General features: G+C 62.8%; 26 protein-coding genes and 2 pseudogenes. 13 read left to right on the forward strand and 15 right to left on the reverse strand.

The features are described from left to right. Window positions 1-41: 41 nt before the first annotated feature. Window positions 42-962 (reverse strand): LysR family transcriptional regulator, encoded by a 921-nt coding sequence (locus M5C01_RS00355; protein WP_152736937.1) that lies wholly within the window; start codon window positions 960-962, stop codon window positions 42-44. 141 nt (window positions 963-1,103) lie between these two features. Here M5C01_RS00355 and M5C01_RS00360 point away from each other — a divergent pair, with 141 nt between their 5' ends. Further along, on the forward strand, window positions 1,104-1,544 hold the full coding sequence (locus M5C01_RS00360; protein ID WP_103499594.1) for a DoxX family protein: 441 nt from the start codon (window positions 1,104-1,106) through the stop codon (window positions 1,542-1,544). 102 nt (window positions 1,545-1,646) lie between these two features. Further along, window positions 1,647-2,798 (forward strand): MFS transporter, encoded by a 1,152-nt coding sequence (locus tag M5C01_RS00365; RefSeq protein ID WP_152736938.1) that lies wholly within the window; start codon window positions 1,647-1,649, stop codon window positions 2,796-2,798. Window positions 2,799-2,921: 123 nt separating this feature from the next. On the opposite strand, the gene M5C01_RS00370 is transcribed toward M5C01_RS00365, so the two are convergent. The 5 genes and pseudogenes from M5C01_RS00370 to M5C01_RS00390 form a co-directional block, all read right to left on the reverse strand. Continuing rightward, a complete protein-coding gene (locus tag M5C01_RS00370; RefSeq protein WP_248764277.1) occupies window positions 2,922-5,336 on the reverse strand; it encodes a TonB-dependent receptor in 2,415 nt (804 codons plus the stop codon). Between the two features lie 130 nt (window positions 5,337-5,466). After that, the gene (locus M5C01_RS00375) at window positions 5,467-6,438 is read right to left on the reverse strand and encodes a FecR family protein (protein ID WP_152736940.1); all 972 of its coding nucleotides are present in this window, start codon (window positions 6,436-6,438) and stop codon (window positions 5,467-5,469) included. Between the two features lie 130 nt (window positions 6,439-6,568). After that, the gene (locus M5C01_RS00380) at window positions 6,569-7,069 is read right to left on the reverse strand and encodes a sigma-70 family RNA polymerase sigma factor (protein ID WP_152736941.1); all 501 of its coding nucleotides are present in this window, start codon (window positions 7,067-7,069) and stop codon (window positions 6,569-6,571) included. Between the two features lie 100 nt (window positions 7,070-7,169). Next, a complete protein-coding gene (locus tag M5C01_RS00385; protein ID WP_152736942.1) occupies window positions 7,170-8,069 on the reverse strand; it encodes a LysR family transcriptional regulator in 900 nt (299 codons plus the stop codon). A 73-nt stretch (window positions 8,070-8,142) separates the two neighbouring features. After that, window positions 8,143-8,393: pseudogene (locus M5C01_RS00390) on the reverse strand (hypothetical protein); the annotation flags it as partial. A 150-nt stretch (window positions 8,394-8,543) separates the two neighbouring features. On the opposite strand from M5C01_RS00390, the gene M5C01_RS00395 reads away from it, so the two are divergent. After that, window positions 8,544-9,944 carry a VOC family protein gene (locus M5C01_RS00395; RefSeq protein WP_152736943.1) on the forward strand — a complete coding sequence of 467 codons (1,401 nt, stop codon included), beginning with the start codon at window positions 8,544-8,546 and terminating at the stop codon, window positions 9,942-9,944. Window positions 9,945-10,088: 144 nt separating this feature from the next. Here the strand turns inward: M5C01_RS00395 and M5C01_RS00400 are convergent, their stop codons facing one another. Further along, entirely contained in the window at window positions 10,089-10,961 is an 873-nt protein-coding gene (locus M5C01_RS00400; RefSeq protein WP_152736944.1) for a LysR family transcriptional regulator, read from the reverse strand. A 94-nt stretch (window positions 10,962-11,055) separates the two neighbouring features. Between M5C01_RS00400 and M5C01_RS00405 the strand changes: the two genes are divergently transcribed. Beyond that, the gene (locus M5C01_RS00405; protein WP_103499604.1) at window positions 11,056-12,042 is read left to right on the forward strand and encodes a threonine/serine dehydratase; all 987 of its coding nucleotides are present in this window, start codon (window positions 11,056-11,058) and stop codon (window positions 12,040-12,042) included. Window positions 12,043-12,076: 34 nt separating this feature from the next. Here the strand turns inward: M5C01_RS00405 and M5C01_RS00410 are convergent, their stop codons facing one another. Beyond that, the gene (locus tag M5C01_RS00410; protein ID WP_103499605.1) at window positions 12,077-13,396 is read right to left on the reverse strand and encodes a sigma 54-interacting transcriptional regulator; all 1,320 of its coding nucleotides are present in this window, start codon (window positions 13,394-13,396) and stop codon (window positions 12,077-12,079) included. A 368-nt stretch (window positions 13,397-13,764) separates the two neighbouring features. Here M5C01_RS00410 and M5C01_RS00415 point away from each other — a divergent pair, with 368 nt between their 5' ends. Genes M5C01_RS00415 through M5C01_RS00425 form a run of 3 tightly spaced genes read left to right on the forward strand, consistent with a single transcriptional unit; the run spans window position 13,765 to window position 16,746 of the window. Then, window positions 13,765-14,649 (forward strand): MBL fold metallo-hydrolase, encoded by an 885-nt coding sequence (locus M5C01_RS00415; protein WP_103498099.1) that lies wholly within the window; start codon window positions 13,765-13,767, stop codon window positions 14,647-14,649. 16 nt (window positions 14,650-14,665) lie between these two features. Beyond that, window positions 14,666-15,925, forward strand: coding sequence for an FAD/NAD(P)-binding oxidoreductase (locus M5C01_RS00420; protein WP_152736945.1), 1,260 nt, complete (start codon window positions 14,666-14,668; stop codon window positions 15,923-15,925). Continuing rightward, window positions 15,922-16,746 carry a sulfite exporter TauE/SafE family protein gene (locus M5C01_RS00425; RefSeq protein ID WP_103498100.1) on the forward strand — a complete coding sequence of 275 codons (825 nt, stop codon included), beginning with the start codon at window positions 15,922-15,924 and terminating at the stop codon, window positions 16,744-16,746. The genes M5C01_RS00420 and M5C01_RS00425 overlap by 4 nt, the downstream gene beginning before the upstream one ends. Before the next feature lie 211 nt (window positions 16,747-16,957). Here M5C01_RS00425 and M5C01_RS00430 read toward each other — a convergent pair whose 3' ends face one another. After that, window positions 16,958-17,425: a carboxymuconolactone decarboxylase family protein gene (locus tag M5C01_RS00430; protein ID WP_255914241.1), complete on the reverse strand. Its 468-nt coding sequence runs from the start codon at window positions 17,423-17,425 to the stop codon at window positions 16,958-16,960. Between the two features lie 48 nt (window positions 17,426-17,473). Between M5C01_RS00430 and M5C01_RS00435 the strand changes: the two are divergent. Continuing rightward, window positions 17,474-17,710, forward strand: a pseudogene (locus M5C01_RS00435) (PLP-dependent aminotransferase family protein); the annotation flags it as partial. Window positions 17,711-17,744: 34 nt separating this feature from the next. Here M5C01_RS00435 and merR read toward each other — a convergent pair. Then, window positions 17,745-18,143, reverse strand: a complete 399-nt coding sequence (merR, locus tag M5C01_RS00440; RefSeq protein WP_152736947.1) for an Hg(II)-responsive transcriptional regulator — start codon at window positions 18,141-18,143, stop codon at window positions 17,745-17,747. A gap of 69 nt (window positions 18,144-18,212) precedes the next feature. Between merR and M5C01_RS00445 the strand changes: the two genes are divergently transcribed. Genes M5C01_RS00445 through M5C01_RS00455 form a run of 3 tightly spaced genes read left to right on the forward strand, consistent with a single transcriptional unit; the run spans window position 18,213 to window position 19,077 of the window. Beyond that, complete coding sequence (locus M5C01_RS00445) at window positions 18,213-18,566, forward strand: mercuric transporter MerT family protein (RefSeq protein WP_178129739.1); 354 nt, start codon at window positions 18,213-18,215, stop codon at window positions 18,564-18,566. A 12-nt stretch (window positions 18,567-18,578) separates the two neighbouring features. Beyond that, complete coding sequence (gene merP / locus M5C01_RS00450; RefSeq protein ID WP_152736949.1) at window positions 18,579-18,854, forward strand: mercury resistance system periplasmic binding protein MerP; 276 nt, start codon at window positions 18,579-18,581, stop codon at window positions 18,852-18,854. A gap of 7 nt (window positions 18,855-18,861) precedes the next feature. After that, window positions 18,862-19,077: a GDCCVxC domain-containing (seleno)protein gene (locus M5C01_RS00455; protein ID WP_152736950.1), complete on the forward strand. Its 216-nt coding sequence runs from the start codon at window positions 18,862-18,864 to the stop codon at window positions 19,075-19,077. Window positions 19,078-19,135: 58 nt separating this feature from the next. On the opposite strand, the gene M5C01_RS00460 is transcribed toward M5C01_RS00455, so the two are convergent. The 4 genes from M5C01_RS00460 to M5C01_RS00475 all read right to left on the reverse strand — a co-directional run bounded on the left by M5C01_RS00460 (window position 19,136) and on the right by M5C01_RS00475 (window position 23,679). Further along, window positions 19,136-19,885, reverse strand: coding sequence for a hypothetical protein (locus M5C01_RS00460; protein WP_152736951.1), 750 nt, complete (start codon window positions 19,883-19,885; stop codon window positions 19,136-19,138). A gap of 5 nt (window positions 19,886-19,890) precedes the next feature. Then, window positions 19,891-21,108 (reverse strand): ATP-binding protein, encoded by a 1,218-nt coding sequence (locus tag M5C01_RS00465; RefSeq protein WP_152736952.1) that lies wholly within the window; start codon window positions 21,106-21,108, stop codon window positions 19,891-19,893. Between the two features lie 138 nt (window positions 21,109-21,246). After that, window positions 21,247-22,689, reverse strand: coding sequence for a mechanosensitive ion channel domain-containing protein (locus M5C01_RS00470; protein WP_103498097.1), 1,443 nt, complete (start codon window positions 22,687-22,689; stop codon window positions 21,247-21,249). 123 nt (window positions 22,690-22,812) lie between these two features. Then, the gene (locus M5C01_RS00475) at window positions 22,813-23,679 is read right to left on the reverse strand and encodes a pirin family protein (protein WP_152736953.1); all 867 of its coding nucleotides are present in this window, start codon (window positions 23,677-23,679) and stop codon (window positions 22,813-22,815) included. Window positions 23,680-23,874: 195 nt separating this feature from the next. Between M5C01_RS00475 and M5C01_RS00480 the strand changes: the two genes are divergently transcribed. Together M5C01_RS00480 and M5C01_RS00485 are read left to right on the forward strand one after the other, a co-directional pair. Next, window positions 23,875-24,414: a PaaI family thioesterase gene (locus M5C01_RS00480; RefSeq protein WP_103498096.1), complete on the forward strand. Its 540-nt coding sequence runs from the start codon at window positions 23,875-23,877 to the stop codon at window positions 24,412-24,414. Window positions 24,415-24,455: 41 nt separating this feature from the next. Further along, on the forward strand, window positions 24,456-25,592 hold the full coding sequence (locus M5C01_RS00485; protein WP_152736954.1) for a thiolase family protein: 1,137 nt from the start codon (window positions 24,456-24,458) through the stop codon (window positions 25,590-25,592). Between the two features lie 108 nt (window positions 25,593-25,700). Here M5C01_RS00485 and M5C01_RS00490 read toward each other — a convergent pair whose 3' ends face one another. Next, complete coding sequence (locus M5C01_RS00490; protein WP_152736955.1) at window positions 25,701-26,702, reverse strand: YncE family protein; 1,002 nt, start codon at window positions 26,700-26,702, stop codon at window positions 25,701-25,703. Between the last annotated feature and the right edge of the window lie 112 nt (window positions 26,703-26,814).

Consider the following 26,814-nt stretch of genomic DNA (forward strand, 5'->3'; position numbering starts at 1 on the left):
GGTGCAAGGGCCCGCGCCATTGCACCCCGCGCCGAAGCCCCTCAGCCGGCCGTGCAGGCGGGTGGAGCCTCCACTTGCGCCACCAGCCGGGCAATCAACCAGGACGCCGCCGGGCCTGGCGGCGTGTCGGTTCGATAAATCGCATCAAGCCCATAAGGGCCGCCGCGCATATCCGGCAGGTCCAGGCTGACCAGGCGCCCACTGGCCAGGTCCTCGGCCACCATCGGCGCGGGCATGTTGCCCCAGCCGACCCCTTCGCGCAGCAGCATCAACTTCGAGCCCAGGTCCGCCAGGCGCCAGGTGCGGGTGCCGAGCACGCCGAACTCCTGGTTGCGGGTCAGGCTCGAACGGTCCGAGAGCACCAATTGCACATGCTCACGGCCAGCCCCAGGCAGGTTCACACCCTGGGCCAGCGGATGACTGGGCGAGGCCACTGAAATCAGCTGGACGCTGCCCACCCCGACCCGCTCCAGCCCCGCCATGCCGCGACTGAAAAAACCACTGACACCGACACTCGCGCGCCCCTCCAGCACCAGTTGCGCCACCGCCCCCAGGGCCTCCACGTGCAGGTGCAGGAGCACCGTGGGGAATTGCGCGCGAAAGCCCTTGAGCACATCCACCAGGCGCGCCGCCGGCAGCATCACATCGACCACCAGGTGAATTTCGGCTTCCAGCCCCTGCAACAGCCCCTTGACCTTGGCCCGCAAGCCATCGATGCCACTGTAGATGGTCCGCGCCTCGGTCAGCACCGTACGGCCGGCGTCGGTCAACTGCGGCTTGCGCGTGGTGGTACGATCAAACAACTGCACCCCCAGTTGCAGTTCCAGGTTGGCGATGGTGTAGCTGATCACCGAAGTGGCGCGACTGAGCTTGCGCGCGGCCGCGGCAAAACTGCCGGTTTCGACCACGGTCAGCAGCACCCGCAGTTGGTCGAGGGTCGGTGTGCCGGGATTGGGAATCATGGGGTGGGCTCCTGGAGACGTTCGATATTTTCGAACCTAATCCTCGAAATTATTCGGCTATTGCGTACGTTAGCGCGATGGCAGACTGCACACCACTCCGACGCACCATGGTGGTCGCGTCGCTCTCATAGGTACAAGTCCATGTCCAACACCGCCAATGCCAACTCCGCACTCCACAGTCAATCCGACAGCGCCAGCGCTTCGGCTGCCATCGCCCTCGCCGGACGCGTCCTGCTGGCCGCGATCTTCCTGCTCTCGGGCTTCTCGAAGATCGCCAACCCGGCCGGTATGATCGGCTACATCGAATCGGTGGGCCTGCCCCTGCCACAGCTGGCGCTGATCGCGGCGATCGTCGTCGAAGTCGGCGGCAGCCTGCTGTTGATCCTCGGTTACCGCACCCGCGCGGTCGCCCTGGTCATGGCACTGTTCACCGTGGTCACCGCCCTGGCGTTCCACAATCACCTGGGCGACCAGAACCAGTTCATCCACTTCTTCAAGAACATCGCCATGGCCGGTGGCCTGTTGCAGGTGGTCGCTTTCGGTGGCGGCCGCCTGAGCCTGGATGCCCGTCGCAAAGCCTGACCGAGCGGTTATAAAACCGGTCCTTGGCCTCGCCGCACCGGACACGATGTGCAAGGATGTTCCCTTGCACAGCGTTGTCTGCCGGCCCGCCAAGGATTTTTCATGACTGCCCTCACCGCCCACGCCCCGGTCAAACCGGGACGCCTGGAACAGATGTCGACCCGTATCGCCTTCTTTATCGCCGGTTTCGGCGTCGCCGCCTGGGCGCCGCTGGTGCCTTACGCCAAGGCCCGCGCCGGGCTCGATGAGGGTACCCTGGGGCTGTTGCTGTTGTGCCTCGGGGTCGGCTCGATCATCGCCATGCCAGTGGCCGGTGCCCTGGCCTCACGCTTCGGTTGCCGACGGGTGCTGAGCGGCGGCACTTTGCTGATCTGCCTCGCGCTGCCACTATTGGCCACGGTCAGTTCGATTCCCTGGCTGGTGGCCAGCCTGTTTCTGTTCGGCGCCGGGCTCGGCGCGGTGGACTCCACCGTCAACCTGCAAGCGGTGATCGTCGAGCGCGCCAGCGGCAAGACCATGATGTCGGGCTTTCACGGGCTGTTCAGCCTCGGCGGGATCTCCGCCGCCGCCGGGGTCAGCGCGCTGCTGGGCCTGGGGCTGTCGCCCCTGGGAGCGATTGGCGTGGTGATCGTGTTTCTGCTGGCGGCGCTGTACAAGGCCGCCCCGCACCTGTTGCCCTATGGCAGTGAAAGCTCGGGACCGGCCTTTGCCGTGCCCCATGGCGTGGTGTTGTTTATCGGCCTGCTGTGCTTTGTGGTGTTCCTCGCCGAAGGTGCGATGCTCGACTGGAGCGCGGTGTTTCTCAGCGCCGAGCGCCAGGTCGCGGACGCCTATGCGGGCCTCGGCTACGCGGCCTTTGCCCTGACCATGACGGTCGGACGGCTGACCGGCGATGCCATCGTCCGGCGTCTGGGGGCGAAAAAAGTGATTGTCTTCGGCGGGCTGACCGCCGCGGCCGGCCTGGCCCTGGCCACGCTGGTGCCGGCCTGGGAAGCAGCGTTGATCGGTTATGCGCTGGTGGGCGCCGGGTGCTCGAATATCGTGCCGGTGCTGTACACCGCCGTGGGCAAGCAGAAGGTCATGGCGGAAAACATCGCCGTGCCGGCGATTACCACCCTGGGGTATGCGGGGATTCTGGCGGGACCGGCGGCGATCGGTTTTATCGCCCATGCCAGTTCGTTGAACCTGGCCTTTATGGTGATCGCGGTGATGTTGGTGGGAGTGGCGGTCAGCGGGCAAATCCTGCGCACCTGAAATGACACAACCTTCGTAGGAGCCGGCTTGCTGGCGATCCAGGCGACGCGGTATGACAGGACACCGCGTCGATTCCATCGCCAGCAAGCCGGCTCCTGCAGGATGGGGTCAGCCATCAGCCGATCAGAACCCAACACTGGCCTGCACAAAGAAGGTCCGTGGTTCACCCACGTAGATCCCCGCATTGTTGTCGCTCGACCGGGTGAAGTACTGCTGGTCGAAGACGTTACGCACCCCCGCCCCCAGTTTCAGGTTCGACAGCTGCGCGCCGAAGTCATAGGCACCGCGCAGATCCCAGGTCATATAGCCGGGAATATTGCCGTACTGGCCGTCAGCGGTCGGCGTGGTGATGTAGTTGCCGTTGAAGCTGCCGTCGGCGTTGCTCCCGGTCCCCGGCGCGCGCTGGGAAGACTGGGCGAAACCGTCGAGGTTGTAGGTCCAGCGATTGACCGCATAACGCAAACCGACATTCAGCACCTCCCGCGAGTACAGCGGCAGGTCACGGCCCTTGAAGCCCGGGATATCGCCCTGGGAGGTCGCCTTGGTGTAGGTCAGGCCGACATTCGCGGTCAGGCCCTCGAGCGCCGGGTTGAGGTCCGCCAGGTTGTAATGCGCGGAGGTTTCAAGACCCCGGTGAGCGGTGGCGCCCAGGTTGGTCCAGCCCACATCGTTGCTGACGTATTGCAGCTCATCGGAGAAGTCGATGTAGAACAACGTCATCTCTGCGCCCCAGGTGCCGTTGTCATAGCGCGTGCCCAGTTCGTAGGTCTTGGCCTTTTCCGGTTGCAGGCCATTGGCCGTGCTGTTGCCGTTGCCACCCTGGGCAATCTGGAAATATTGCAGGCTGCCGAAGGAGGTTTCGTAGTTGGCGAAGACTTTCCAGGCATCGGAGAGGTGGTACATCACGCTCAGGGCCGGCAGCGGCTCGTTGCTGTCGACGCTGCGGAACTTCTCCTGGACCGGCACGTAGTTGGTCCCCGGCACGGCCCGATCATGCCAGTTGCTGCTGATGCGCTCGAAGCGGATACCCGGGGTGATGGTCCATTTGCCGATATCGATCTTGTCATCGAGGTAGAAGGCATTGGCCTCGGTGCCGCCGGTGCGGTCCTGGTAGATATGCCCGTCGGAGGTCGGCGTCAGGGTCGGCACGCCGTTGACCAGGGCCACGCGGCTGGTGGCCTCATGCATGCCTTCCTTCAGGTAGCGGTAGCCGACGCTGACTTCCTGGGTGGTCGGGCCCAGGTCGAAGACGTGGGACGCCCGTGGCTCGATGCCAAAGGTGTAGTAGCTGCGCGGGTAAGCGCTGAGGGTCTGGAGGTCGCGGGCGGCGATATTGCTGCCACGGAAACTGTCGGTGTAGTAGGTCAGCACTTCGACCTGGGTCTGGTCATCCACCTGCCGTTTGTACTTGAAGGAGATATCCTTGCGCCGGCCGGTGAAGTTGTCGTAGTTGCGCACCGACTGGTAAGGATTGGCGTCGTACTGCTTCTGGGTCAGGCCGCCGGGCATGTCCGCATTGGCATCGTAGTAATGCAGGTTGAGGGAGAAGTCGTCCTGGTCGGTAGGCGCCCAGTGGGTCTTGAGCAGGACATCGTTGATGTCGTTGCCGTTGTTGCTTTCCCGATAACCCTCGCCCTTCACGCCGGAATACAACAGCGCCGCGCCAAAACCGTTGTCCGCGGTGCCGCCGAGGAACGCCGTGTCGAGGTGCTTCACACCGCCGTAACGCGAGGTTTCCAGGGTGCTGCCGATCTCGCCGGAAAACTTCTCGGGGATCGCCCGGGTCACGAAGTTGATCACGCCGCCGACGTTCTGCGGTCCATAACGCACGGAACCGGCACCGCGTACCACGTCGATGCTGTCCAGGTTGCCGACCGACACCGGGGCCATCGACAACTGGGGCTGGCCGTACGGGGCGAACGCCGCCGGCACGCCGTCGATCAGCACGGTGGAACGTGGCGACAGACGGGACGTCAGGCCGCGCACGCCGACGTTAAGGGAAATATCGCTACCGCCGGTGCCGTTGTTTTCCTGCACCTGCACGCCGGGCACGGTACGCAGGGCGTCCTTCACGTTCATCGCGCCCTGCTCGACCATCGCCTGGCGACGGATCACGGTCCGCGCCCCCGGATGGTTCTGCACAATCGCCTGGTCGGCGTCGCCGAGCCAGTCACCCACCACCTTGACATCCAGCGGCGCCAGCTCCAGGGCACCGGCGGTGGCCGGCGCGGCGGCACGCAAGGTCACCGAGCCGTCCTTGAGGTCATAGTCCAGGCCGCTGCCGCGCAGCAGCACGTTCAGGGCTTCTTCCGGCGACAGCTTGCCGTCGACCGCCGGGGCAAGCTTGCCGGCCACCAGTTGCGGGCTGAAAAACACTTGCAGGGAGGTTTGCTGTCCCAACTGACTCAAGGCCGACGCCAGGGGCTGGGCCTGGATATGGATGGCCGCGTCCCCCTGAGCCGCCTGGCTCAGGGGGGCAACGGCACTGATCGCCAGGGCCAGGGCAAAGACCGGGGAACTGGGCAGTGCGTTGCGGATCGCCTGGTAAAGCGCGTTGGGTGTGTTGTTCACGTCTGACCTTGTCCTGTAGTTCGCCATTGCATGCGATTGTTAATGCAAACCAGTTGCAGTTGGACAAGAAGACGAAGAACTCGAAAAAAACCTGAATCTATTTTGCAATTATTTCCTGGGCACCGTCGGCACGGGTCCTGACGGCCACTGGCAGGATGCTCGGCAAGGCCCTGAGCAGGGCCTCGGTATCGTTGAGCTTGAACACGCAGGTCAAGCGCAGATTGCCCACGGCCACGGAGACAACGCCCAGGGGCTTGTCCCGATAACGCGAGACTTCCTGCACCACATCGCTGAGGCGGGCATTGTTGAAGACCAGCTTGCCGCTGCGCCAGGCGGTGAGTTCGTCGGCGTTCACCGCTTCCGCCGCGGCGACCCGGCCCTGCTCATCGACCCGGGTGCCCTGGCCCGCCGTGAGATTGACGAAATCCCCATCCGCCGCGTCGCGGCCCTGGACCTTCACCGTGCCCGCCTCGACCACCACCCGGGTCTGCGCCGGATCGCGGCGCACATCGAAGCGCGTGCCAGTGACCGTGACCTTGCCGACCCCGGCCTGGACCACGAACGGGCGACTGCTGTCATGCTCGACACTGAACATCGCCTCGCCCTGCTCCAGCTCGACCTCACGGCGGTCGCGCTGGTAATGCACGCGGACCCGGCTGCGGCTGTTCAGGTCGATAATCGAACCGTCGGGCAAGGCCACTTGTCGACGCTCACCAAGCACGCTGGCAAAGGTCGCGTCATAGGGCGCCGGATGATTCAGGCCGCTGAACAGCCCCAGGGCCAAGGCCACCGCGACCACCCCGGCGGCCACCGCATAACGCAGCAGCGGCCGGCGCTTGAGCCGCGCTGGAGGCTCGTCGCAGAGCGCCTGCAAACGCGCCTGGGGCACCAGGTCGGTGGCGCTCCAGAGCCCCTGGAGCAGGTCGAACTCATCCTGATGCAACGGATGCTCATGGCGCCAGGCATCGAATTCGGCCTGTTGCCCGGCGCTCAACGGCGCCTCCCGAACCCGCACAAACCAGGTGGCGGCCTCATCGCGAACCGTGGCGCTATCACGATTCTCCATCATGCAAAATCCTTGTAGGAGCGAGCTTGCTCGCGATAAACGTCAACGATAACGCGGAGCCTCTGACTGCCCCCAGTGCCCTGGAGATCATCGCGAGCAAGCTCGCTCCTACGGGTAGAAACGCACGGGAGCGTCATTGATCCGCTCCATCCAGGCGCTCGCGCAGATGCCGCAGGGTGCGAATCATATACTTCTCCACCATATTCTTGGACAGCCCGAGGCGCTCGGCGATCTCCGCCTGGGTCAGGCCCTCGATCTTCTGCCAGACAAAGGCCTTGCGACAATTGACGGGCAACTCGCCCAGGGCCCGCTCGATGGAATCGGCAAGCTGGATGGCGTGCATGAAATGCTCCGGGTCGCCGGTGGGCGGTGCGCTGTGGTCAATCGCTTCCAGCTCCAGGGCCCCACGCCGGTCTTCGCGACGATAGGTATCCACCGCGATATTGCGCGCGGTCTGGTGCAGATAGGCCCGTGGTTGCTCGACGCCGGCGGCCTGGCTTTCCAGTACCCGCACAAAGGTATCGTGGGCCAGGTCCTCGGCTTGCTGACGGTTTCTCAGCCGACGGGTCCAGGTGCCGATCAACTCCTCGTAATGCTCGAAAAAACCGGGTCTGCGGGGTGGAGGGAGATTCATGGCGACAGGCTATGAAGGCGGGGCGCAAATAGTAATGCTTCCTATTAATAGTCGCAACTGATTCCGGTGCTCGTCCTTCTCAACGGCTCAGCGCAGTCCGTCAGAGCGCAAAGCTGTCGATAATTGCCTGTTTGACCAGCAGCACGGCGCCATCCGTCTGCGCATGGGTGCGCCAGCCAAGCTCGATGGGATAGTGCGGCAGGTCGATCGGACAGGGGAGCATCTGGATATCGCATAACCCAGCGATCGCTCGGGCGGCATGGGTGGGCAAGGTCGCCACCGCCGACGAGCCCTTCAACAGGAAGGGTAATGCCGCGAAATGCGTGGTGGCGGTGACGACCTTGCGGCTCAGCCCCCTGGCCGCGAGCCCCTCATCGACGATGCCGATAAAACCTCCCGATGAAATCAGGATGTGCTCGCGGGCCACATAGTCCTGCAGATCGAGGGCTGTCCTGTCGCCCAGGCTGGCGCGATCCACCAGGCAGGCATAACCGCCCTCCCCGAGCAACTGCCGACCCAGCAGCCGATTGGGGATGCCGCCAGCGGTAATGGTCAGATCGAACTGGCGCTCCATCAGGGCATCGACCGCGATCTGGCTGTGGGTCTGGCGAAAGATCAGCCGCAGGTTTTTCGCCCGTTGCGCCACGGTTTCAATCAGCTGGCGACCGAGGGCGATTTCAAAGTCGTCGGACAGGCCGATGGTCACCGAGCGCCCTTCATAGCTGGCCAGGGTCGGCTGGACCAGGGAAAAACTCTGGCGACATTTGTTCAAGGCGTCGGAGATCACCGGCTTGAGCTGGTTGGCGATCAGGGTCGGCGACAGGCCCCGGCCGGTGCGGACAAAGAGTTGATCGCCGTACATCGCGCGCAGGCGATTCAAGGCGGCGCTGACCGCCGACTGGGTCAGCCCGAGCTGCAACGCCGCGCGACTGGCGCTGCCCTCGTCATGCAGGGCCTCGAAAACCTTGAGCAGGTTGAGATCGGTACTGTTGATATTCATCCTGTTTGTACTGCCTGCAAATGAAGGCGCCTAGATTAATACATTCTCTGTGCCCATCATCCCCAAGGCGTCGCTACCCGCCTCGGTCGTTCAACCCGGAGCCGCTCGGCCCGGCGCACCTGGCTTCCTCCAGCAGCGCTCGAATCACCTTTTCCTGCTCGGCATAAGCCCCTCGCCAAAGTGGCTGTAGCGCACCTGGCCCTTGGCGTCGATCAGGTAATGCGCCGGCCAGTACTGGTTATCGAAGGCACGCCAGATGCTGTAGTTGCTGTCGATGGCCACCGGGTAGCCGATGCCGAGCCGCCTGGCCTGCTGGCGGATATTGCCCGGACTCACCCCGCCGGCCGTGAGGTGCACCCAGGTCAGTCCTTTTTGGAATGATCCCTGGACCTTAATTCGTTTGAACCCGCCCCCCTGGCACCCGCAGAATTCAGCGCAAGTCCAGTCATCCCGATTTTGCGGAGTACCACCCCCATGAGCACCGCTGTCTTCGCCCACCCCGACGAGATCCGCGCGCAGTTTTCCCGTGCCATGTCGCAGATGTACAAGACCGAAGTGCCGCTCTACGGCGCGCTGATGGAGTTGGTCGCGCAGGTCAACGAACAGGTGCTGGGCAACAATGCCCAGGTTGCCGAAAGCCTGCGCCAGACCGGCGAGATCCGTCGCCTGGACATGGAACGCCACGGCGCCATTCGCGTCGGCACGGCGGCGGAACTGGCGACCCTGGCCCGACTGTTCGCGGTGATGGGCATGGAACCGGTGGGTTATTACGACCTGACTCCGGCCGGCGTGCCGGTGCATTCGACCGCCTTTCGCGCGGTGCATGAAACGGCCTTGCAGGTCAGCCCGTTCCGCGTCTTCACTTCGCTGCTGCGCCTGGAACTGATCGAGGAAGACGGGCTGCGGGAATTCGCCGAATGGATCCTCAGCCGGCGGAATATCTTCACCCCGCGCACCATCGAACTGATCGAAAAGGCCGAGATGAATGGCGGCCTCGATTCCGCCGATGCCGCCGAGTTCGTCCAGCAGGCACTGGAAACCTTCCGTTGGCACAACAGCGCCACGGTGTCCCTGGACGAGTACAAAAAGCTCAATGCCCAGCATCGGCTGATCGCCGATGTGGTGGCGTTCAGGGGGCCGCATATCAACCACCTGACCCCGCGCACCCTGGACATCGACGCGGTGCAAGCCGCCATGCCGGGCAAGGGCATCACCCCCAAGGCGGTGATCGAAGGCCCGCCCCGCCGTGAGTGCGCGATCCTGTTGCGCCAGACCAGCTTCAAGGCGCTGGAGGAAGCCATCACCTTTATCGGCCAGGACGCCAGCGAAACCGGCAGCCACTCGGCCCGTTTCGGCGAAATCGAACAACGCGGCGCGGCACTGACACCCAAGGGCCGCCTGCTCTACGACCGCTTGCTGAACGCCGCGCGAGAGGAACTCGGTGACTTCCCCAACGAGGCCAATGCCGCGCGTTATGAGCAGATCATGGCAAACACCTTCAAGGCCTTCCCCGACAACTACAGCGAGATGCGCAAGCAGGGGTTGGCGTACTTCCGCTACTTCCCCACCGAGAAAGGCATTGCGGCACGTAGCAGCGAATTGCCGCTGCGGGAGCTGGAAGCCTTGATCGAAGCCGGCCAGGTGAGTTTCGAGCCGTTGGTGTATGAGGACTTTTTGCCGGTGAGCGCGGCCGGGATCTTCCAGTCGAACCTGGGGGATGATGCCCAGGCGCATTACACCGGCAGCTCCAACCGCGAGCAGTTCCACCAGGCGCTGGGGCGTGAAACCATTGATGAGTTGCAGCTGTATGCGGCGACGCAACGGCGTTCGTTGTTGGCATGTTCGACCCGGTTGAATATCGCGCCGTTGGTCTGATCCATACGTGTGAACGCTGCATAACCCTGTAGGAGCCAGCTTGCTGGCGATGCAATCTGATAGCCGACATCGCCGTTGCCTGGAAAATCACTATCGCCAGCAAGCTGGCTCCTACAGGGTTATGCAGCGTTCGGAACGGGCCAGCTATATCGCCTGCCCGGCCATCAACTCATTCAGCGCCACCACCAACGGCGCCCGCACCGACGCCCGCTGCCAGACAATCCCCAAAGTCCGAAACAGCCTCGGCTCCGGCACTTCCCAACGGCGCACACCCTGCGCCTCGTGATTGGCCTTCGGCCGGTCAGGCACCAATGCCACCCCCAGTCCCTCGGCGACGAACTTGACGATGATATCAATGCCATCCAGCTCGAACTGGGACTTCGGCTTGAGACCATGCCCCTGCAGATAAGCCTCCACCAGCTTGCCGCCGACCACTTTGCGACTGAAGCGGATAAAGGGCTCTTCAACAAGGGTCGCCAGCACATCCTCGACCTGCATCGCCGCCGGGGTAATCAGCACCAGCGGTTCCTCCACCAACGCCACCCACTCGCAGCTCTTGGGCAAGGCGAACAACGGATGCACGATCAACGCCGCATCCAGGTCGCCGCTCACCACCTGCTCCATCAACTCCTGGGAGTTGCCGGGCTCGATATAGATTTCGATCTCGGGATAACGTCGACGCCATTCATGCAGCGACGGCGGCAGCAGTTGCATCAAGGCATATTGGGTCGCCCCCAGCCGCAGGGGCCCGACCGGCAGCACACCGCTGGAGGCACTGGCCCGCAGGTCGCGGGTTTCGCGGACAATCAGCCGCGCCCGCTCGATAATCCGATGGGCCGCCGCGGTCGGCTTCACGGTATGCCCGCTGCGTCTGAGCAAGGCATTGTCGAGCTGTTTTTCCAGGGCCTTGATCTGCTGGGCCACGGTGGTCGGCGCCAGGTCCAGTTGACGCGCCGCCGCGGCAATGGAACCGCAGTCGATCACCGCCAGGAAAGTTTCGAGAAATAGAGTGTCCATCCACGGATTTTACGTTGTTCAACCCCGTGAACAAGCGCTTTTCAAGGGCAGCGGAAAACCGCAGATTAGGCCTTTGCCCACCCAGGAGCGCGACATGACCTCACAGCCCATTCAACTGGCCGATATCGAACAGGCCGCCCTGCGTATCCAGGGGCACGCCGTGGAAACGCCATTGCTGGAATTCCACAGCCTGAATGAACACTGCCAGGGCCGGGTGCTGGTCAAGCCGGAAGTGCTGCAACGAACCGGTTCGTTCAAGTTCCGTGGCGCCTACAACACCCTGGCCAGCCTCAGTCCCGAAGAACGCGCCCGTGGCGTGCTGGCCTTCTCCTCCGGCAACCATGCCCAGGGCGTGGCTTGCGCGGCCAGGCTGCTGGGCATCCAGGCGACGATCCTGATGCCCAGGGATGCACCCGCCTTGAAGATCCGCCGCACCCGCGAATATGGTGCCCAGGTGGTGCTGTTCGACCGCGAGACCGAAGACCGCGAGGCCATCGCCGCGACACTGACCGCCGAAAGCGGCGCGGTGCTGGTCAAGCCCTACGACGACCCACGGGTCATGGCCGGCCAGGGCACCCTGGGACTGGAGATCGCCCGCCAGGCCCGGGCGCTGGGCCTGCGTCCCGACGTGGCCCTGGTGCCCTGCGGCGGCGGGGGCCTGATTGCCGGGGTCAGCGTGGCCCTGCACAGTCAGTTTCCCGAGGTCGCGGTGTATGCGGTGGAACCGGAGGGTTTCGATGACACCGGGCGCTCCCTGGTCGCGGGCAGCCGGCAAAGTATCCCGCCGGGCGGCCATTCGATCTGCGATGCGATCCTGACCGCGGCACCGGGCGAGTTGACCTTCGAGATCAATCGCCGGCTGCTGCGCGGCGCGTTGACGGTCACCGACGCCGAAGTCCGCTTCGCCCTGAGATGGGCGTTCGAGAATCTCAAGCTGGTGGTCGAACCGGGCGGCGTGGTCGGCCTGGCGGCATTGCTGGCCGGGCGCATCGTGCTGGAAGGTCGCTGCGCGGTGGTGGTGTTGTCAGGGGGCAATGCCGACCCGGCGCTCTTCGCCAATGCATTGCTGACGAACGATTGAACGACGTCGGTGCAGGAGTGACGGCTTCCGCACCTCAGGCCTTCCCTTCCAGCGCCTGCAAGCGCCGATACAAGGTGCGTTCGCTCATCCCCAGGGTTTTCGCCAGTTCGCTGCGCGAGCCATCGAACATCGCCAGGGCGTGGGCCAATTGCTCCAACTCGTTGCGCCCACGCCGTCGCTGGGGTGCCGCCGACGCGGTTTCACGCCTCAGTTCGGCGGGCAGATCGGCCAGCCGGATCACCCCATCGTCGGTAAACAGCCGGGCCCGCTCCAGCACATTGCGCAGTTCGCGGATATTGCCCGGCCAGTCATGCAGCCCCAGGGCCTTCATCGCCGGCGGGTCGATACGCGGCACCGCCGTCGGCGCCAGGCGTTGCAACAGGCTGTCGATCAGCAACGGCAGGTCGTCGCCGCGCTCGCGCAAGGCCGGCAGGCGAATCGGAAAGGCGCTGATACGGTAGAACAGGTCCTGGCGAAAACTCCCGGCCGCGACCATATCCTTGAGCGGCTTGTGGGTCGCGCAGACCAGGCGGAAGTCCGAGTGCACGGTACGCAGGCTGCCCACCGGGCGAAAGCTGCCGGACTCGATCAGGCGCAGCAACTTGACCTGCATCGCCAACGGCACCTCACCGATCTCGTCGAGAAACAGCGTGCCGCCATGGGCCGCCTCGGCCAGGCCGATCTTGCGCTGCACGGCGCCGGTGAAGGCGCCCTTTTCGTAACCGAAGAGCTCGCTCTCCAACAGGGTTTCGGTCAGGCCGGTGCAGTCGACCACCACCAGCGGCCCGCCGGCCCGTGGACTGCCCTCGTGGAGGGCGCGGGCAAAGAGTTCCTTGCCGGTACCGGACTCGCCTTGCAGCAACACCGGAATCGGCGACGGCGCCGCCCGTTGCAAGGCACTCAAGGCCTCCTTGAACGGTGCCGAGCGACCCACCAGGCCCTGATGCTGCGGCTGGGCCGAGGCCACGGTGACGGTATTCAAGCGTTCGACATAACCCACCACTTCGCCCTGCGCGTCCAGCAACGGCCGCAGTTCCACGTCGACATGCTCGGGGCCACGGGGCGTGTGGTGAATATGCAGGACCCGCTCGGGCAAGCGGCTTTCATGGGCCTTGCGCATGGGGCAATGCTCGCCGGCCTGGTCGCAGGGCACCGCGAACTGATGGGAGACCCGAAAGCATTTCGCGCCGACATGGGGACGCCCCTCTACCCCGAACTGACGCTGGTAGGCGGTGTTGGCGGCGACGATGTTGTAGTCGGTGTCGAGGACGATGGTCGGCTGGAGGTCGTGTTCCAGATAGGACACCAGGGCCCGCATATCGGCTCGGGCAAGATCGGTGGCAAGGATGGTCATGGCAACTCCCGGGTGGAGGCAGGAGCTTAATCCATGCCAATGCTTTCTGCCATTAGCTGCCATCAACTGCCAGAATGACTGCCAATTTATCTGCCAAATACCTCTAAATCAGAAAACGTCGGCGAATAGGTTGATATAAATCAGCAAACACAGCAGAAAATAAAAAACTCAGCTTGGCATGCTTATTGAACTCTTTGTCAGACAGGACCGGGACATTGAACACACCGCCTAACCTGTAGGAGCAGGGCTTGTCGGATCGCCGCACCGCCGCGAAGGGGCCCCTGAGAACGCTAAAAGCTTCGCGGGCAAGCCCTGCTCCTACAGGACCGTGTGAACCCCATCCCCGCCGATGACACCAGGAGTACGCAATGACCTTTGGCGACAAGCTAGCCGTAGAAGCCTTTTTCGATCCCGATACCTGGACCATCAGCTACCTGGTGCTGGACACCAGTACCCGCTGCTGCGCACTGATCGACAGCGTGCTCGACTACGACCCCAAGTCCGGGCGCACCCGCACGGCATCAGCCGATCGCCTGGTCGCCAGGATCCACGAACTGGACGCCCGGGTGGAATGGATCCTGGAAACCCACGTCCACGCCGACCACCTCTCGGCGGCGGCCTACCTGAAGGAACAACTCGGCGCCAAGGTCGCCATCGGCAGCCATATCACCGTGGTCCAGCAGGTATTCGGCGAGCTTTTCAATGCCGGCAGCGACTTCCAGCGCGACGGCAGCCAGTTCGACGTGCTGCTGGGGGACAATGCCGAATTCAGCATAGGTACCCTGAAGGCCCGCGCCCTGCACACGCCAGGACATACCCCGGCCTGCATGAGCTACCTGATCGAGTCCGGCGACGAACGGGTCGCCTTTGTCGGCGACACCCTGTTCATGCCCGACTACGGCACCGCCCGCTGCGACTTCCCCGGCGCCGACGCACGCACCCTCTATCGCTCGATCCGCCAACTGCTGGCGCTGCCACCCCAGACCCGGCTGTTCATGTGCCACGACTACCTGCCGGGCGGTCGCGAGCTGCGCTACATGACCACCGTCGCCGAACAGCGCGCGGACAATATCCATATCCATGAGGGCATCGACGAAGACAGTTTCGTCAGCATGCGCGAGGCCCGCGACGCCACCCTCGATATGCCGGTGCTGATGCTGCCGGCGGTGCAGGTCAACATGCGCAGCGGCCACCTGCCCGAGCCGGAAGCCAACGGCGTGCGCTACCTGAAGATCCCGCTCAATGCCCTCTGAACCAGGACCCGACACCATGTCTTCGACTGCCGTTTCCCATCACCAGATCCTGATCGTCGGCGCCGGCGCGGCCGGTATCGCCGTGGCCGCCAGCCTGCTGGCCCGGGCGCCGGACCTGGATATCGCGATCATCGACCCGGCCGACACCCATTATTACCAACCCGGCTGGACCCTGGTAGGCGCCGGGGTGTTTCGTCCCGAGTCGACCGCCCGGCCCATGGCGTCACTGATTCCCCGTGGCGTGCGCTGGATCAAGGCGGCGGTCAGCGCCTTCGGCCCCCACGGCCACGAAGTGGTGCTCACCGACCAGAGCCGGGTCGGCTACGAACAGTTGATCGTCTGCCCCGGCCTGAAACTCGACTGGGCGGCCATCGACGGGCTCGAAGAGACTCTCGGGCGCAATGGCGTGACTTCCAACTATCGCTACGACCTCGCGCCCTACACCTGGAAACTGGTGCAGGAACTCAAGGAGGGCGAGGCCCTGTTCAGCCAGCCGCCAATGCCGATCAAATGTGCCGGTGCGCCGCAGAAAGCCCTGTATCTGTCCTGCGATCACTGGCTCGGGAGCGGACGCCTGGAGCGGATCAACGCGCGTTTCTTCAACGCCGGCGCCGTGCTGTTCGGCGTGCCCGACTATGTCCCCGCGCTAATGGAATACATCGACAAGTACGCGATCGACCTGCAATTCGGCCACAGCCTGGTGGCGGTCAACGGCCCGGCGAAACAGGCGACCTTCGCCCGCACCCTGGCCGATGGTACCCGGGAAACCCTGGTCCGCTCGTTCGATATGCTGCATGTGGTGCCGCCGCAGGTGGCCCCGGACTTTATCCGTTCAAGCCCTTTGGCCGACGCGGCCGGCTGGGTCGATGTCGATCCGGCCACCCTGCAACACCGTCAGTTTTCCAATATCCACGGCCTGGGCGACGTGACCAACACCAGCAATGCCAAGACCGCCGCCGCCGCGCGCAAGCAGGCGCCGGTGGTGGCTAACAACGTGCTGGTGGCCCTCGGCCGCCTGCCCCGGCAGGCCAGCTACGACGGTTATGGCTCGTGCCCGCTGACGGTGGAGCGCGGCAAGATCGTTCTCGCCGAATTCACCTACGGCGGCAAGCTGGCGCCGACCTTCGCCCCCTGGTTGCTGGACGGGCGCAGGCCGACGCGGCTGGCCTGGTGGCTGAAGGAGCGGATCCTGCCGCCACTGTACTGGCGCGGCATGCTCAAGGGCCGTGAATGGCTGGCGCGGCCGACATTGACGGCGGCCAAAACCCAACCATGAACGAACATCTTTTTCTGGGGGCGGGACTCGGCACGCTGATCGGCGCGATCCTGGCCCTGACCGGGGCCGGCGGCGGCATTCTCGCGGTACCGCTGCTGGTGTTCGGGCTGGGTTTGTCGATGGTCGAAGCAGCGCCCATCGGCTTGCTCGCGGTGGGTCTGGCGGCGGGTGTCGGGGCCTTGCTCGGCTTGCGCCAGGGGATTGTCCGCTATCGGGCAGCGGCCTATATCGCCGGGGTCGGCGTGCTGCTGACGCCCCTGGGGTTATGGCTGGCCCATCATCTGCCCAACGAGCCGCTGGCCCTGGGGTTTGCCGCGGTGATGGTCTATGCCTGCGGCCGGATCTTCCTCAAGGCCCGCAAGGAGTTGCAACACGGCCGTCCGGCGCCGCGACCGGGCTTTCAGCCCTGTGTGCTGAATCCGTTGCAAGGCCGGTTGCGCTGGACCCTGCCCTGCGCCCGCGCGCTGACCGTGACCGGCATGCTCTCGGGATTGTTGTCGGGGCTGCTCGGGGTCGGTGGCGGTTTTGTCATCATCCCGGCGCTGACGCGTTACACCAACCTGGACAGCAAGAGCATCGTTGCCACGTCCCTGGCGGTGATTGCTCTGGTGTCGTTGGGTAGTGTGGTCACGGCCACATTGTCCGGGGCCATGCACTGGTCAGTCGGTGGGCCGTTTGCGGTGGGGGCGGTGGTCGGGTTGGTGCTGGGGCGCCAGGTTGCCGGGCATCTGGCCGGACCCCGATTGCAGCAACTGTTCGCGCTGGTCGGGGTGATGGCGGCGGTGTTGCTGGCAGTGGGGGCGCTGGGGTTCTCGTTCTAAACCATAGGCTTTTGGCGATCTCAAGGACCTCTTCGCGGCGGTGCGGCGTCCCGACAAGCCCTGCTCCTACAGGTTTATGTCGTACGCCAAATATATGTCCGACACAGGGCTGTAGGAGCAGGGCTTGCCCGCGAAGCTTTTGGCGGTATCAAGGCCCCATCGCCGGCAAGCCGGGCTCCTACAGTTCAGGGACTGCCTTCCAGCCCGTGCTTTATTCAGCCGGCAACTTGCGGAACCCCACCGCCAGACGGTTCCAGCTGTTGATGGTATTGATCGCCAGGGTCAGGTCGACCATTTCCGCCGGACTGAACTCGGCACTCAGCAAGGCGTAGTCTTCATCCGGCGCATGGGTCTGCGAGAGCTGGGTCAGGGCCTCGGTCCAGGCGATCGCGGCGCGTTCGCGCGGGGTGAAGAACGGCGTCTCACGCCAGACCGACAGGCAGTGTAGGCGACGTTCGGTCTCACCGAGCTTGCGCGCATCAGTGGTATGCATATCGACACAAAAAGCGCAGCCATTGATCTGCGAGGAACGCAGCTTGACCAGTTCGACCAGCGACTGCTCCAACGGCAGTTTGCTCACCGCACTTTCAAGCGCCAGCATGGCTTTGATGGCATCGGGCGAAGCCGTGTAGAAATCGACACGAACACTCCCCTGCCGAGCCCCGACATGGAATTGCACATCACCCTCAATGGCACCCGCGACCTGACCAAACAGATCACCGAACAGCTGCGCGAGGCCATTTCCCGGCATATCGGTTTCTCCCGTGGAGTCCGCTGCAGCAGCGATGACCTGCTGGTGACCAATGGCGCACAACAGGCCCTCGACCTGGTTGCCCGGGTGCGGGTGGACCTGATCCCCGACGGCACGCAACTGATCTATGTCACCCCGGCGCATCAGTTCCCCCTCGGCATGCCCATGAGCCTGACTCGCCGCCTGGCCCTGCTGGAACGGGCGCGGGAACTGCTCCGGCAGATGACCTAACAGCGGCGTGATGGCATCAGTCACGCGCCAGCACGTTGATGATTGGGCAGGTCGCAGGGTTGTCGCCGGTATTGCATTGCAATACCAAGCCCCCCAGCGCCTGCCGCATGGCCGCGAGGTCTGCCATCTTCTGCTCGATAAGAACCAGCTTGCGCTCGGCCAGCGCCCGCGTCTCGTTACAAGCATATGCCGCGTCGAGGGTGAGCAACGCAGCCACTTCATCCAGGGTAAACCCCAACGCCTGCGCTCGCTTGATGAAGCGCACGCGCTTGGCCAGTTCCTGCGCGTAACGTCGATGACCGCCCAGCGGCTTGGGCGGCTCGTCCAGCAAACCACGCCGCTGGTAGTAGCGGATGGTCTCGATGTTCACCCCAGCCGCTTCCGCCAGCTTGCCAATGGTCATTTCAGCTGCCATCACATTTTCCTTGATTCCGTACTCAGGTACGGGATTTAGAGTAGCACTTGGGCAAACGGACTCAAGGAAATCGGCATGCGACAACTCACCGGAAAAGGCTCGCTGATCGCGGGCGTGCTGGCCGCTCTCGGCGCGTCGCTGTGCTGTGTCGGGCCGCTCGTGCTGCTGGCGCTGGGTGTCGGCGGCACTTGGGTGGGCAACCTGACGGCAATGGAGCCGTACCGCCCCTTCTTCATCGCTCTGACACTGCTGTTTCTCGGGCTGGCCCTGCGCAAGCTCTACCTCGTGCCGCAAGTCTGCACGCCTGGCACACCGTGCGCCGATCCGCGCACGATCCAGCGCCAGCGCCGCCTATTCTGGATTGTCGCTGCGCTGCTGCTGGGCCTGTTGGCCGTGCCGTGGCTGGCCCCGTTGTTCTACTGAAAGGAAATTCCCATGCGCAAACTGCTGATTGCTCTACTGGCCAGCATGCCCCTCGCGGCGCTGGCCGCCACCCCGGAAACTGTCACGCTGGCAGTGCAGAACATGACGTGCCCTGTGTGTCCGTTCACGGTCAGGAAGTCGCTGGAAAAGATTCCCGGCGTCAGCGCGGTCAAGGTCGATTTCGAGAAAAAGACCGCCACCGTCCTCTATGACCCCGACAAGGCCCAGCCAGAGGCGTTGACCCAGGCGACAACGAACGCGGGCTACCCCTCCAACGTACAGAAGTGATGCCCCTATGAACGCCGTCATTCTCGAATCCGTGCTGACCTGCCCGCACTGCGGCCATATCCAGCAGGAAACCATGCCCACCGACGCCTGCCAGTACTACTACGAGTGTCCGAGCTGCAAGGTATTGCTGCGCCCCACCCCTGGCGACTGCTGCGTATTCTGTTCGTTCGCCTCGGTGCCGTGTCCGCCGATCCAGCAACAGCGTGGGTGCTGCGACGGTTAGGTCCGCGGGATGCAGCGCCAGGTCGACGAGCAACCTGGCGACGCCACTGACCAGATGTTCAGTCTTGGTTATCCGGTTCCAACGCCGCAGGGACGATAACGCGTTGTAAAACTTCGGTCAGCTGCTTTTTGAACTGATTGAAACTATGCATATCGATTCGCAGGGGGTCCACATCTCCCGCAAGTATCGCTTGATTGAGATCTTCGGTTGTCGATGATCCATTGCGGACACGTTCAAGCTGCCCCTTGAGAGAATCAGGTGAGTCGTCATTACCTGAAGCCAACTCAAGCACAGCACAATGCTGATAAGCCGGCGTCCGCAATGCACACAGCAACCACGCTTCAGACTTGGGTTTCGGCAACATGGGAACACCCAGCAAAGAGTCCCCGTCCTCAAAACCGTTGAGCATGGACTTCCATTTGTCCCGCCATTCACCACGCCCCGAAGACTGCGTTCCATCTGCATCCCGGAACAGCACAGGCACCACCGTATCCTCAGACTCTCGCGCCAGCTCACCGGCTTTGAGCGCGAGACGCCGAGCGTTCTCGTAGTAGTAACCGGTTTCCTTGGCTGTGCGCTTTCCAGGAGCCGATAGTCGGCGTCCACTATGTTTCGGCTCCACAACCAACAACTCTGTTTTATGAACGAAATGCACAGCCTGAAAGTCGAGCAACGAGTACTGCACAACATCCTCGACCAGCTTGTCCAGAATCAGCGTCATCGGGCCCGGAAAAAACGCGGGGCCCTGCCTGCCTGGCGCCAAGCGACCGATATCGGAAGGGCCTTCTCCACTCACCAGCAACAGCATCCGTGTTACCTCACCATCAGCCGGCCAATTTCCAGGGGAAGGCGAACAAGATCAGTATCGACAAACACCTCCCCCGGCCCCATCACCGTCAACTTTTCCGCGATCGATGGAATGGAAAAGAAAGGAATGACCCGGGTTCTACCGTCTTCGGTCTTGTAGATCAGTTGAACCCCTCGTCGGGCAATATTATCTTCCAGATAATTCAGGATCATCGGGCTGTGGGTCGTCACCATAACCTGTCGATCCAGCCCCACCAGATAATCCAGCAAAAACTCGATGAGTTCAGGGTTTATACCGTTTTCCACCTCATCAAAGAGTATGAAGCCATGCGCCGACAAGGTTTCGGCCAAGATAGCCATCAGGCGCAACATGCCATCGTTCATATGCCGGGCTTGAGTGCTGAAGCTGCCTGAGCTGTAGCTTTCCTGTATCCCCAAGGACTTCCAGCCGGAATTGAGGGATTTGAGTTCGATTGACTGAAGGTGGGGGTAGTTTTTCTTCAGCATCGCCACCAGCGCGCTGAGTTGACCGGGACTCAGTTGATGCACGAACGCCGATAGCTGCTCACCGGCAAAACCCAATCCGCCCTGACTACCACGCGCCTGTTTGCGCAAATACTGAGGGGACAGCGCATCCAACGAAGTGATACCAGCGATAAATCGTTTGAACGGTAAAAAGCTTTTTGGCAGCCGCGACTCTTTCAACGCGGAGAGAATGGACCCCTGATACTCAAATTCAATGGGCAGCGGAGAGTTGTCTCTACCACTACCGTGAACACTCGTTTCATGAATAGAAAACCGGCCATCTGAAACGCGTATCGCATCTTGATCAACGATCCACGACTCTTCGGTGCAGCGTAATAATGTCCGATTGAAGCTGCCATTCCACGTTGCCAGCTTACCGGCAAACTCACACTTGATCTCAAAGCTGATATTGCTGTTTTTACCGAGCTTTGACTTGAGGTCGACAGGTTTCCACTCACGATTTTTCAGCCAGCCAGACAGGTCGCCCTTGATTTGCTGAGAAAGAAAATCCAATGCCTGCAGAATCGTGGATTTACCCGCACCATTCAAACCGACAAGACAGGTGAAATCGGCCAGCCGCATTTTAAAACCGACCAGCGACTTGAAATTATCGATCCAGAACTCACGAAGACGTATGCCGCCCTCAAGCGGGAGGACATCCTCCAATCGTTCATTGCCGATATCGCGCTCACCCGTCATGACTGTTCCTTGATCTGAATCGCGGCCAAAGGCGCCCAATATAGGTCAGCAGGGCTGACCCCTCAAGCTGATTGACTGCTTCATTCTGTAACACCGGAAGATCGCATCGCCACTCAGTGACTCAATCATGTCAACCCGCTAGGTCCGACTGCGCAACCACTGCATAAACCCGCGCTTCTCCACCGGCTTTGGCACTTCGCGGGTGAAGTTCTGCACCGCGCTCAAGCGCCGGTCGAGCAGGCTTTTCATGGCCTCGCCGATATCGTGCCGGGCTTCCAGGCACGGCTTGAGGTACTCGTTTTCAATGCGATACAGCACGCAGTCGGTCTTGGCGGTGAAGTCCGCCACCACCGCCATGTCGGCCAGCACCCCGGCCTCGCCGATCACCTCGCCCGGCCCCATGCGCCCGGCCTCCATCGGCACGCCGCCGCGCAACAGCGTCACCGAGACCACACCGGACTCGATGATGAACAAGTGATCGCTGACCTCGCCGCGGGCCATGATCTCGCTGCCGGCACGGAACATCTGCGCCTGCATGTTCTCGCTGAACGTATCCTTCTCCTCCGAACGCAAGGTAGAGAAAATCGAAGAGCTTTCCAACAACCTTCGCGCACGCGATAAATTCACCGGCGCGGCAGTCTCCCCGCTCGACAGCAGGCTCACCCCCGAAGCGCGCAAATGGCGGAACGCCAGGTCGTAGAGCTGATTGCGCACTTCGCGCTTCTCACCCATGGACACCACAAAACCGTTGATTTCGTATTCGGCGCCCTCGGCACTGGAGCTTTTCAGCGTCACGCAAGGCGCCGGGGTCGGCAGCAAGGCACGACAGCCGAGCATGGCCCGCTCCAGGGCATCGATCACCACCTGGGGCCGGGAATGCGGGCTGACCTGGACACTGATGGACAGGCCATGCATATCGCTGGGCCGGCTGAAGTTGACGATCTTGGCCTTGGCCGCGAGGGAGTTGGGCACCACCGCCATGCTGCCCTGGGAGGTCTGCAGGCGCGTGGCGCGCCAGTCGATATCGACGACCCGGCCTTCGGTACCGTCGATGGCCACCCAATCATCGACCTGATAAGGCTTGGTGGCATTCAGCACGATCCCGGAGAACACATCGCTGAGGGTGCTCTGCAAGGCCAGGCCGACAATGATCGCCAGGGCCCCGGACGTCGCCAGCACGCCCTTGACCGGCAGGTCGAGCACATAGGCCGCCGCCGCGACAATCGCAATCAGGAAGATGATCGCCCCGAGCACATCCTGCACCAGCCGTCCGGCATGCCCGACCCGCTGCATCATCACCGTGCCGAGCAGCACCGTCAGGGTCCGTGCGCCGAACAGCCACCAGCCGATCTGCAAGCCGGTGGCCGCCAGGTGCCGGGGGATGTCATCCGGCCAGGGCGGGGTCTGCAAGGGGTTCATGCCTTCGTTGAACAGCAGCAGGCTGAACAGCGAGAACACCGTCAGGCGCACCGCCAGTTTCCAGGTATCGCTCTTGCTGCCCATCAGGTGCCACAACAGCAGATCGATCACGATCAGCAGAAAAGCGCAGGACAGGGGATGTTCAGACAACAGGTCAAGCATCGAGCCACTCCATGAAAAGAAACCGTCGGCGACGCGAAGATCGCACAGAACGGCTTCATGGAGTTATAGCTTTATATTCGAAGTGGTGGGCGGCCCTCGGGGAAGGAGGACCGCCTGGCGGCGTCAGTCGTGCATCTGCCCGAAGCGCCCGGCCTGGAAGTCGGCAAAGGCCTGGTGGATCTCGGCTTCGCTGTTCATCACGAAGGGGCCGTGGCCGACAATCGGTTCGTCAATCGGCTCGCCGCTGAGCAGCAGCACCACGGCATCGCTGTCGGCGTGCAGCGACACGTCGCGACCGGCCCGCTCGAAGACGACCAACTGCCCCGGTTGCGCCAGTTGCTCGCCATTGACCCGCACACCACCGCGCAGGACCACCAGCACCGTGCTGCGGCCTTCATGCAGGTCCAGCGCCAGGGTTTTCCCGCCGGCCAGACGGATATCCCAGACATCCATCGGCGTGAAGGTCCGCGCCGGCCCGCGTTGTCCATCGAACTCACCGGCGATCAGGCGCAGGCTACCGGCCTGGTCCTTGAGGGGAATCCTGGGAATATCGCTGTCGAGAATGCCCTGGTAACCGGCCGGTGCCGACTTGTCCCGGGCCGGCAGGTTGACCCACAACTGGACCATTTCCAGGCGGCCACCGCGTTTGGCGAAGGCTTCGGAATGGAACTCCTCGTGGATGATCCCCGCGGCGGCGGTCATCCATTGCACGTCGCCCGGGCCGATCACGCCGCCGGCACCGGTGGAATCGCGGTGCTCCACTTCACCGTCATAGACGATGGTCACGGTTTCAAAGCCGCGATGGGGATGCTGGCCGACGCCACGGCGCTGGGTGGTGGGAGTGAAATCAGCAGGTCCAGCGTGGTCCAGCATCAGGAACGGGCTGATGTGCTGGCCCAGGTTGTCATAGGAAAACAGCGTGCGCACCGGAAAGCCATCGCCGACCCAATGGCCCCTGGGGCTGGTGTAGAGACCAAGAATCTTTTTCATGGGTACCTCCATCAATATGGGGCACAGCTTAGATTCAACTGATTTTTGGCGCTAGACGGTAAAAATCAGCTTCATCGTTCCACTACTGGAACGACCACCCACAGAGCCCAGGATGCTGGATTAATTTATATTTCAGACATAATATGAAGCGAAATATTACGAACATAATTTTTTATATCAAGAAAGGAGCCGTCCATGCAGACCCCGAACCGCGACGTCACGCTCGCCCAATGGATCGCCGAGGAACAGGCCATGCGCGAGCGCCTGCAAGGCCCCGGCAGCCTGACCCTGGCCGAAGTCAGCCAACTGACGCCGGCCGAGTTCTTCAACGGCATCGGCAACGGCGAACTGCCCTCGCCGCCGATCGGCAGCTTGCTGGACTTTATCCCCATCGAATGGGCCGAGGGGCACTTCGTGTTCCAGGGCACCCCGGACTCCCGCCATTACAACCCACTGGGCAGCGTCCATGGCGGCTACGCGGCGACCCTGCTCGACTCGTGCATGGGTTGCGCCATCCACACCCGCCTGCAAAAGGGCCAGGGCTATACCACCCTGGACCTGCGCATCAGCTACGTGCGGGCCTTGACCGACAGCAGCGGGCCGATCCGCGCCGAGGGCAAGATCGTCCACCTCGGGCGCTCCACCGCCCTGGCCGAAGGGCGGATCTATGACGTCGACGGCCGGCTTTATGCCACCGGGTCGACCACCTGCATGATTCTCCAACCGCGCGGCTGAACAACCGCCACGCCCCTTGCGCCCTACCCAGGAGTTTCGCCATGACCTCCATCGTGATCGCCGGTTACGCCCGTTCCCCCTTTCATTTCGCAAAAAAAGGCGCGCTGATCGATATTCGCCCGGACGACCTCGCCGCCCAGGTGCTGCGCGGCCTGGTGGACAAACTCGGCCTCGACCCCGCCGAACTCGAGGACCTGGTCATGGGCTGTGCCTACCCGGAAGCCGAGCAAGGCATGAATATCGCCCGTATCGCCAGCTTCCGCGCCGGTTTCCCCGACAGCCTCGGCGGCGCGACGATCAACCGTTTCTGCGGCTCGTCCATGAGTGCCGTGCACTATGCCGCCGGGCAGATCCTGCTGGGGGCCGGCGACGCGTTCCTCTGCGCCGGGGTGGAATCCATGACCCGCGTGCCCATGGGCGGCTTCAATATCTCGCCGAACCCGACGCTGATGCGCGACCACCCCGAGGTGTATATGCCCATGGGCTACACCGCCGAAGAAGTCGCGCGGCGCTACGACATCGGTCGGGCCGAGCAGGAAAGCCTGGCCGTCGAGTCCCACGCCAAGGCCGCCCGGGCTCGCGAACTGGGCCGCCTGGAGGCCGAAATCATCGCCATCCAGACCGCGAACGGCTGGGTCAAGGAAGATGGCTGCATTCGTCCCGGCACCAGCCTGGAGGGTTTGGGAGGGTTGAAACCGGCGTTCGACGGCACGGTCACCGCTGGCACCGCCTCGCCCTTGACCGATGGCAGCGCCGCCGTGCTGGTGTGCAGCGAAACCTTCGCCCGCGAGCGCGGTTTGTCGATCCTGGCGCGGATCAAGGTGGTCGCGGTGGCCGGCTGTGCCCCGGAGATCATGGGCATGGCTCCGGTCCATGCGACCCGCAAGGTGCTGCAACGGGCCGGTTTGCAAATCGGCGATATCGACCTGGTGGAAATCAACGAGGCCTTTGCCAGCCAGTCCCTGGCCTGCCTGCGGGAACTCGACCTGGATCACGGCCGGATCAACCTCGACGGCGGTGCCCTGGCCATCGGTCATCCCCTGGGAGCCACCGGCGCACGCATCACCGGCAAGGCCGCCGCCCTGCTGCAACGCACCGGCGGGCGCTACGCCATTGCCACGCAATGCATCGCTGGCGGCCAGGGCATCGCGACGTTGCTTGAGGCCGTCGAGGACTGATCTGGCAGACAAGGGTGCGACCACAACCGAGGGTCGTACCCCTCCGAAGAAGCCGTTACGCGCTCAGGGACTACGGGGCACCTGGGCGCGCGTACGGAAATCACCCGGCTAGAGACCCGTAACATCAACCACTATCACCCTGGCTCCCCGGACAGGACCGCTGTAGTCAGGTGGACGACCGTAGCAGGTGATATAGGCATACTTGCCATCGGATGAAAGGGTCATGGCGAATGGAGCGTCCGGAGCGATGATGATATCGCCAAGGATCGTGCCAGTACGGGTATCAACCGTTTGCAACATACTCCACTGGTCTGTCCCCTCCGTGGTGTAACTCAGATAATAAGCACGATCGCCTTCAGGACTCAGATGGATATACTGCCCCGTGGCAAAGATGGGGCGGATGCTCCCGGTGTTCGTATCCACCACTGACGTCTCCACGATGCGACCCGCAGGGACATAGAGCAATGCGCCATCCGGACTCAACGCGGAGGAATTCGGCGAACCGGGAATATACGGGCTCAACTGGATCACTTTATGGCTTCGTGTATCGATAACGCCGATAACGGCGTCATACGGACTGTAGCTGACCGGGATATAAGCGCGCTGTTTGACGGGGTCAACAGTAAGGGCGTTATCAAGGCTTCCCGATTCAAACTCAATGGTGTCGATTATTCGTTCTTCGTCGGCGTCCAGAACGATGATTTGTGCATTTCCGAGGTGGCTGTTCGGGCAAACGACATAGACCCGTCGGTTGATTGAATCGACCGTGACTCGCCGGGGTGGAACCTCGACGGCGATTTCCTTGACCACCTGGTGATTCACGGGATCAATCACAAAAATCGCAAATTCATTGAGACAAGTGACATAGCAGCGGTTTTTGTCCGCATCAAACGCAACATGGTAGGGGTTCGCCCCTACCGGGATATTGGCAACCACCACCCGTTGCCGGGTATCGATCAGCGATACGCTGTCCAGGCTGAAATTACAGACAAAAGCCCAATCTCCATCTGGACTCAGTGCAATGCCGCGAGGTGAGGCTTTGGCCGGTAACTGGATGACTTCGTACCCCCTATCGATAACCGGCACCTGCGATTCAATTTTTTTAGTCATGGCTACATGACTCCGTGTGACCTTGGGAACAACCCTTTAACTGTAGGCGACGGTTTTCAAGGACCCCTGGCTAAACCTGCCTGAACTGGACAGATGGTTTATCCCGCGGCTC

The sequence above is a fragment of the Pseudomonas sp. MWU12-2319 genome, from assembly GCF_023242525.1.
GTDB lineage: Bacteria > Pseudomonadota > Gammaproteobacteria > Pseudomonadales > Pseudomonadaceae > Aquipseudomonas > Aquipseudomonas gingeri_D.

Bases quoted from the DNA above. Each gene is read 5' to 3' on its own strand.
- M5C01_RS00475 (WP_152736953.1), bottom strand. From the start codon at position 23,679: ATGAAAAAGATTCTTGGTCTCTACACCAGCCCCAGGGGCCATTGGGTC.
- M5C01_RS00460 (WP_152736951.1), bottom strand. From the start codon at position 19,885: ATGCTGTTGCTGGTGAGTGGAGAAGGCCCTTCCGATATCGGTCGCTTG.
- M5C01_RS00455 (WP_152736950.1), top strand. From the start codon at position 18,862: ATGAACGCCGTCATTCTCGAATCCGTGCTGACCTGCCCGCACTGCGGC.
- M5C01_RS00400 (WP_152736944.1), bottom strand. From the start codon at position 10,961: ATGGACACTCTATTTCTCGAAACTTTCCTGGCGGTGATCGACTGCGGT.
- M5C01_RS00375 (WP_152736940.1), bottom strand. From the start codon at position 6,438: ATGATGGAGAATCGTGATAGCGCCACGGTTCGCGATGAGGCCGCCACC.
- merP (WP_152736949.1), top strand. From the start codon at position 18,579: ATGCGCAAACTGCTGATTGCTCTACTGGCCAGCATGCCCCTCGCGGCG.
- M5C01_RS00480 (WP_103498096.1), top strand. From the start codon at position 23,875: ATGCAGACCCCGAACCGCGACGTCACGCTCGCCCAATGGATCGCCGAG.
- M5C01_RS00410 (WP_103499605.1), bottom strand. From the start codon at position 13,396: ATGACCATCCTTGCCACCGATCTTGCCCGAGCCGATATGCGGGCCCTG.
- M5C01_RS00470 (WP_103498097.1), bottom strand. From the start codon at position 22,689: ATGCTTGACCTGTTGTCTGAACATCCCCTGTCCTGCGCTTTTCTGCTG.
- M5C01_RS00490 (WP_152736955.1), bottom strand. From the start codon at position 26,702: ATGACTAAAAAAATTGAATCGCAGGTGCCGGTTATCGATAGGGGGTAC.
- M5C01_RS00360 (WP_103499594.1), top strand. From the start codon at position 1,104: ATGTCCAACACCGCCAATGCCAACTCCGCACTCCACAGTCAATCCGAC.
- M5C01_RS00465 (WP_152736952.1), bottom strand. From the start codon at position 21,108: ATGACGGGTGAGCGCGATATCGGCAATGAACGATTGGAGGATGTCCTC.
- M5C01_RS00365 (WP_152736938.1), top strand. From the start codon at position 1,647: ATGACTGCCCTCACCGCCCACGCCCCGGTCAAACCGGGACGCCTGGAA.
- M5C01_RS00355 (WP_152736937.1), bottom strand. From the start codon at position 962: ATGATTCCCAATCCCGGCACACCGACCCTCGACCAACTGCGGGTGCTG.
- M5C01_RS00415 (WP_103498099.1), top strand. From the start codon at position 13,765: ATGACCTTTGGCGACAAGCTAGCCGTAGAAGCCTTTTTCGATCCCGAT.
- M5C01_RS00485 (WP_152736954.1), top strand. From the start codon at position 24,456: ATGACCTCCATCGTGATCGCCGGTTACGCCCGTTCCCCCTTTCATTTC.
- M5C01_RS00420 (WP_152736945.1), top strand. From the start codon at position 14,666: ATGTCTTCGACTGCCGTTTCCCATCACCAGATCCTGATCGTCGGCGCC.
- M5C01_RS00380 (WP_152736941.1), bottom strand. From the start codon at position 7,069: ATGAATCTCCCTCCACCCCGCAGACCCGGTTTTTTCGAGCATTACGAG.
- M5C01_RS00405 (WP_103499604.1), top strand. From the start codon at position 11,056: ATGACCTCACAGCCCATTCAACTGGCCGATATCGAACAGGCCGCCCTG.
- M5C01_RS00385 (WP_152736942.1), bottom strand. From the start codon at position 8,069: ATGAATATCAACAGTACCGATCTCAACCTGCTCAAGGTTTTCGAGGCC.
- M5C01_RS00395 (WP_152736943.1), top strand. From the start codon at position 8,544: ATGAGCACCGCTGTCTTCGCCCACCCCGACGAGATCCGCGCGCAGTTT.
- merR (WP_152736947.1), bottom strand. From the start codon at position 18,143: ATGGCAGCTGAAATGACCATTGGCAAGCTGGCGGAAGCGGCTGGGGTG.
- M5C01_RS00425 (WP_103498100.1), top strand. From the start codon at position 15,922: ATGAACGAACATCTTTTTCTGGGGGCGGGACTCGGCACGCTGATCGGC.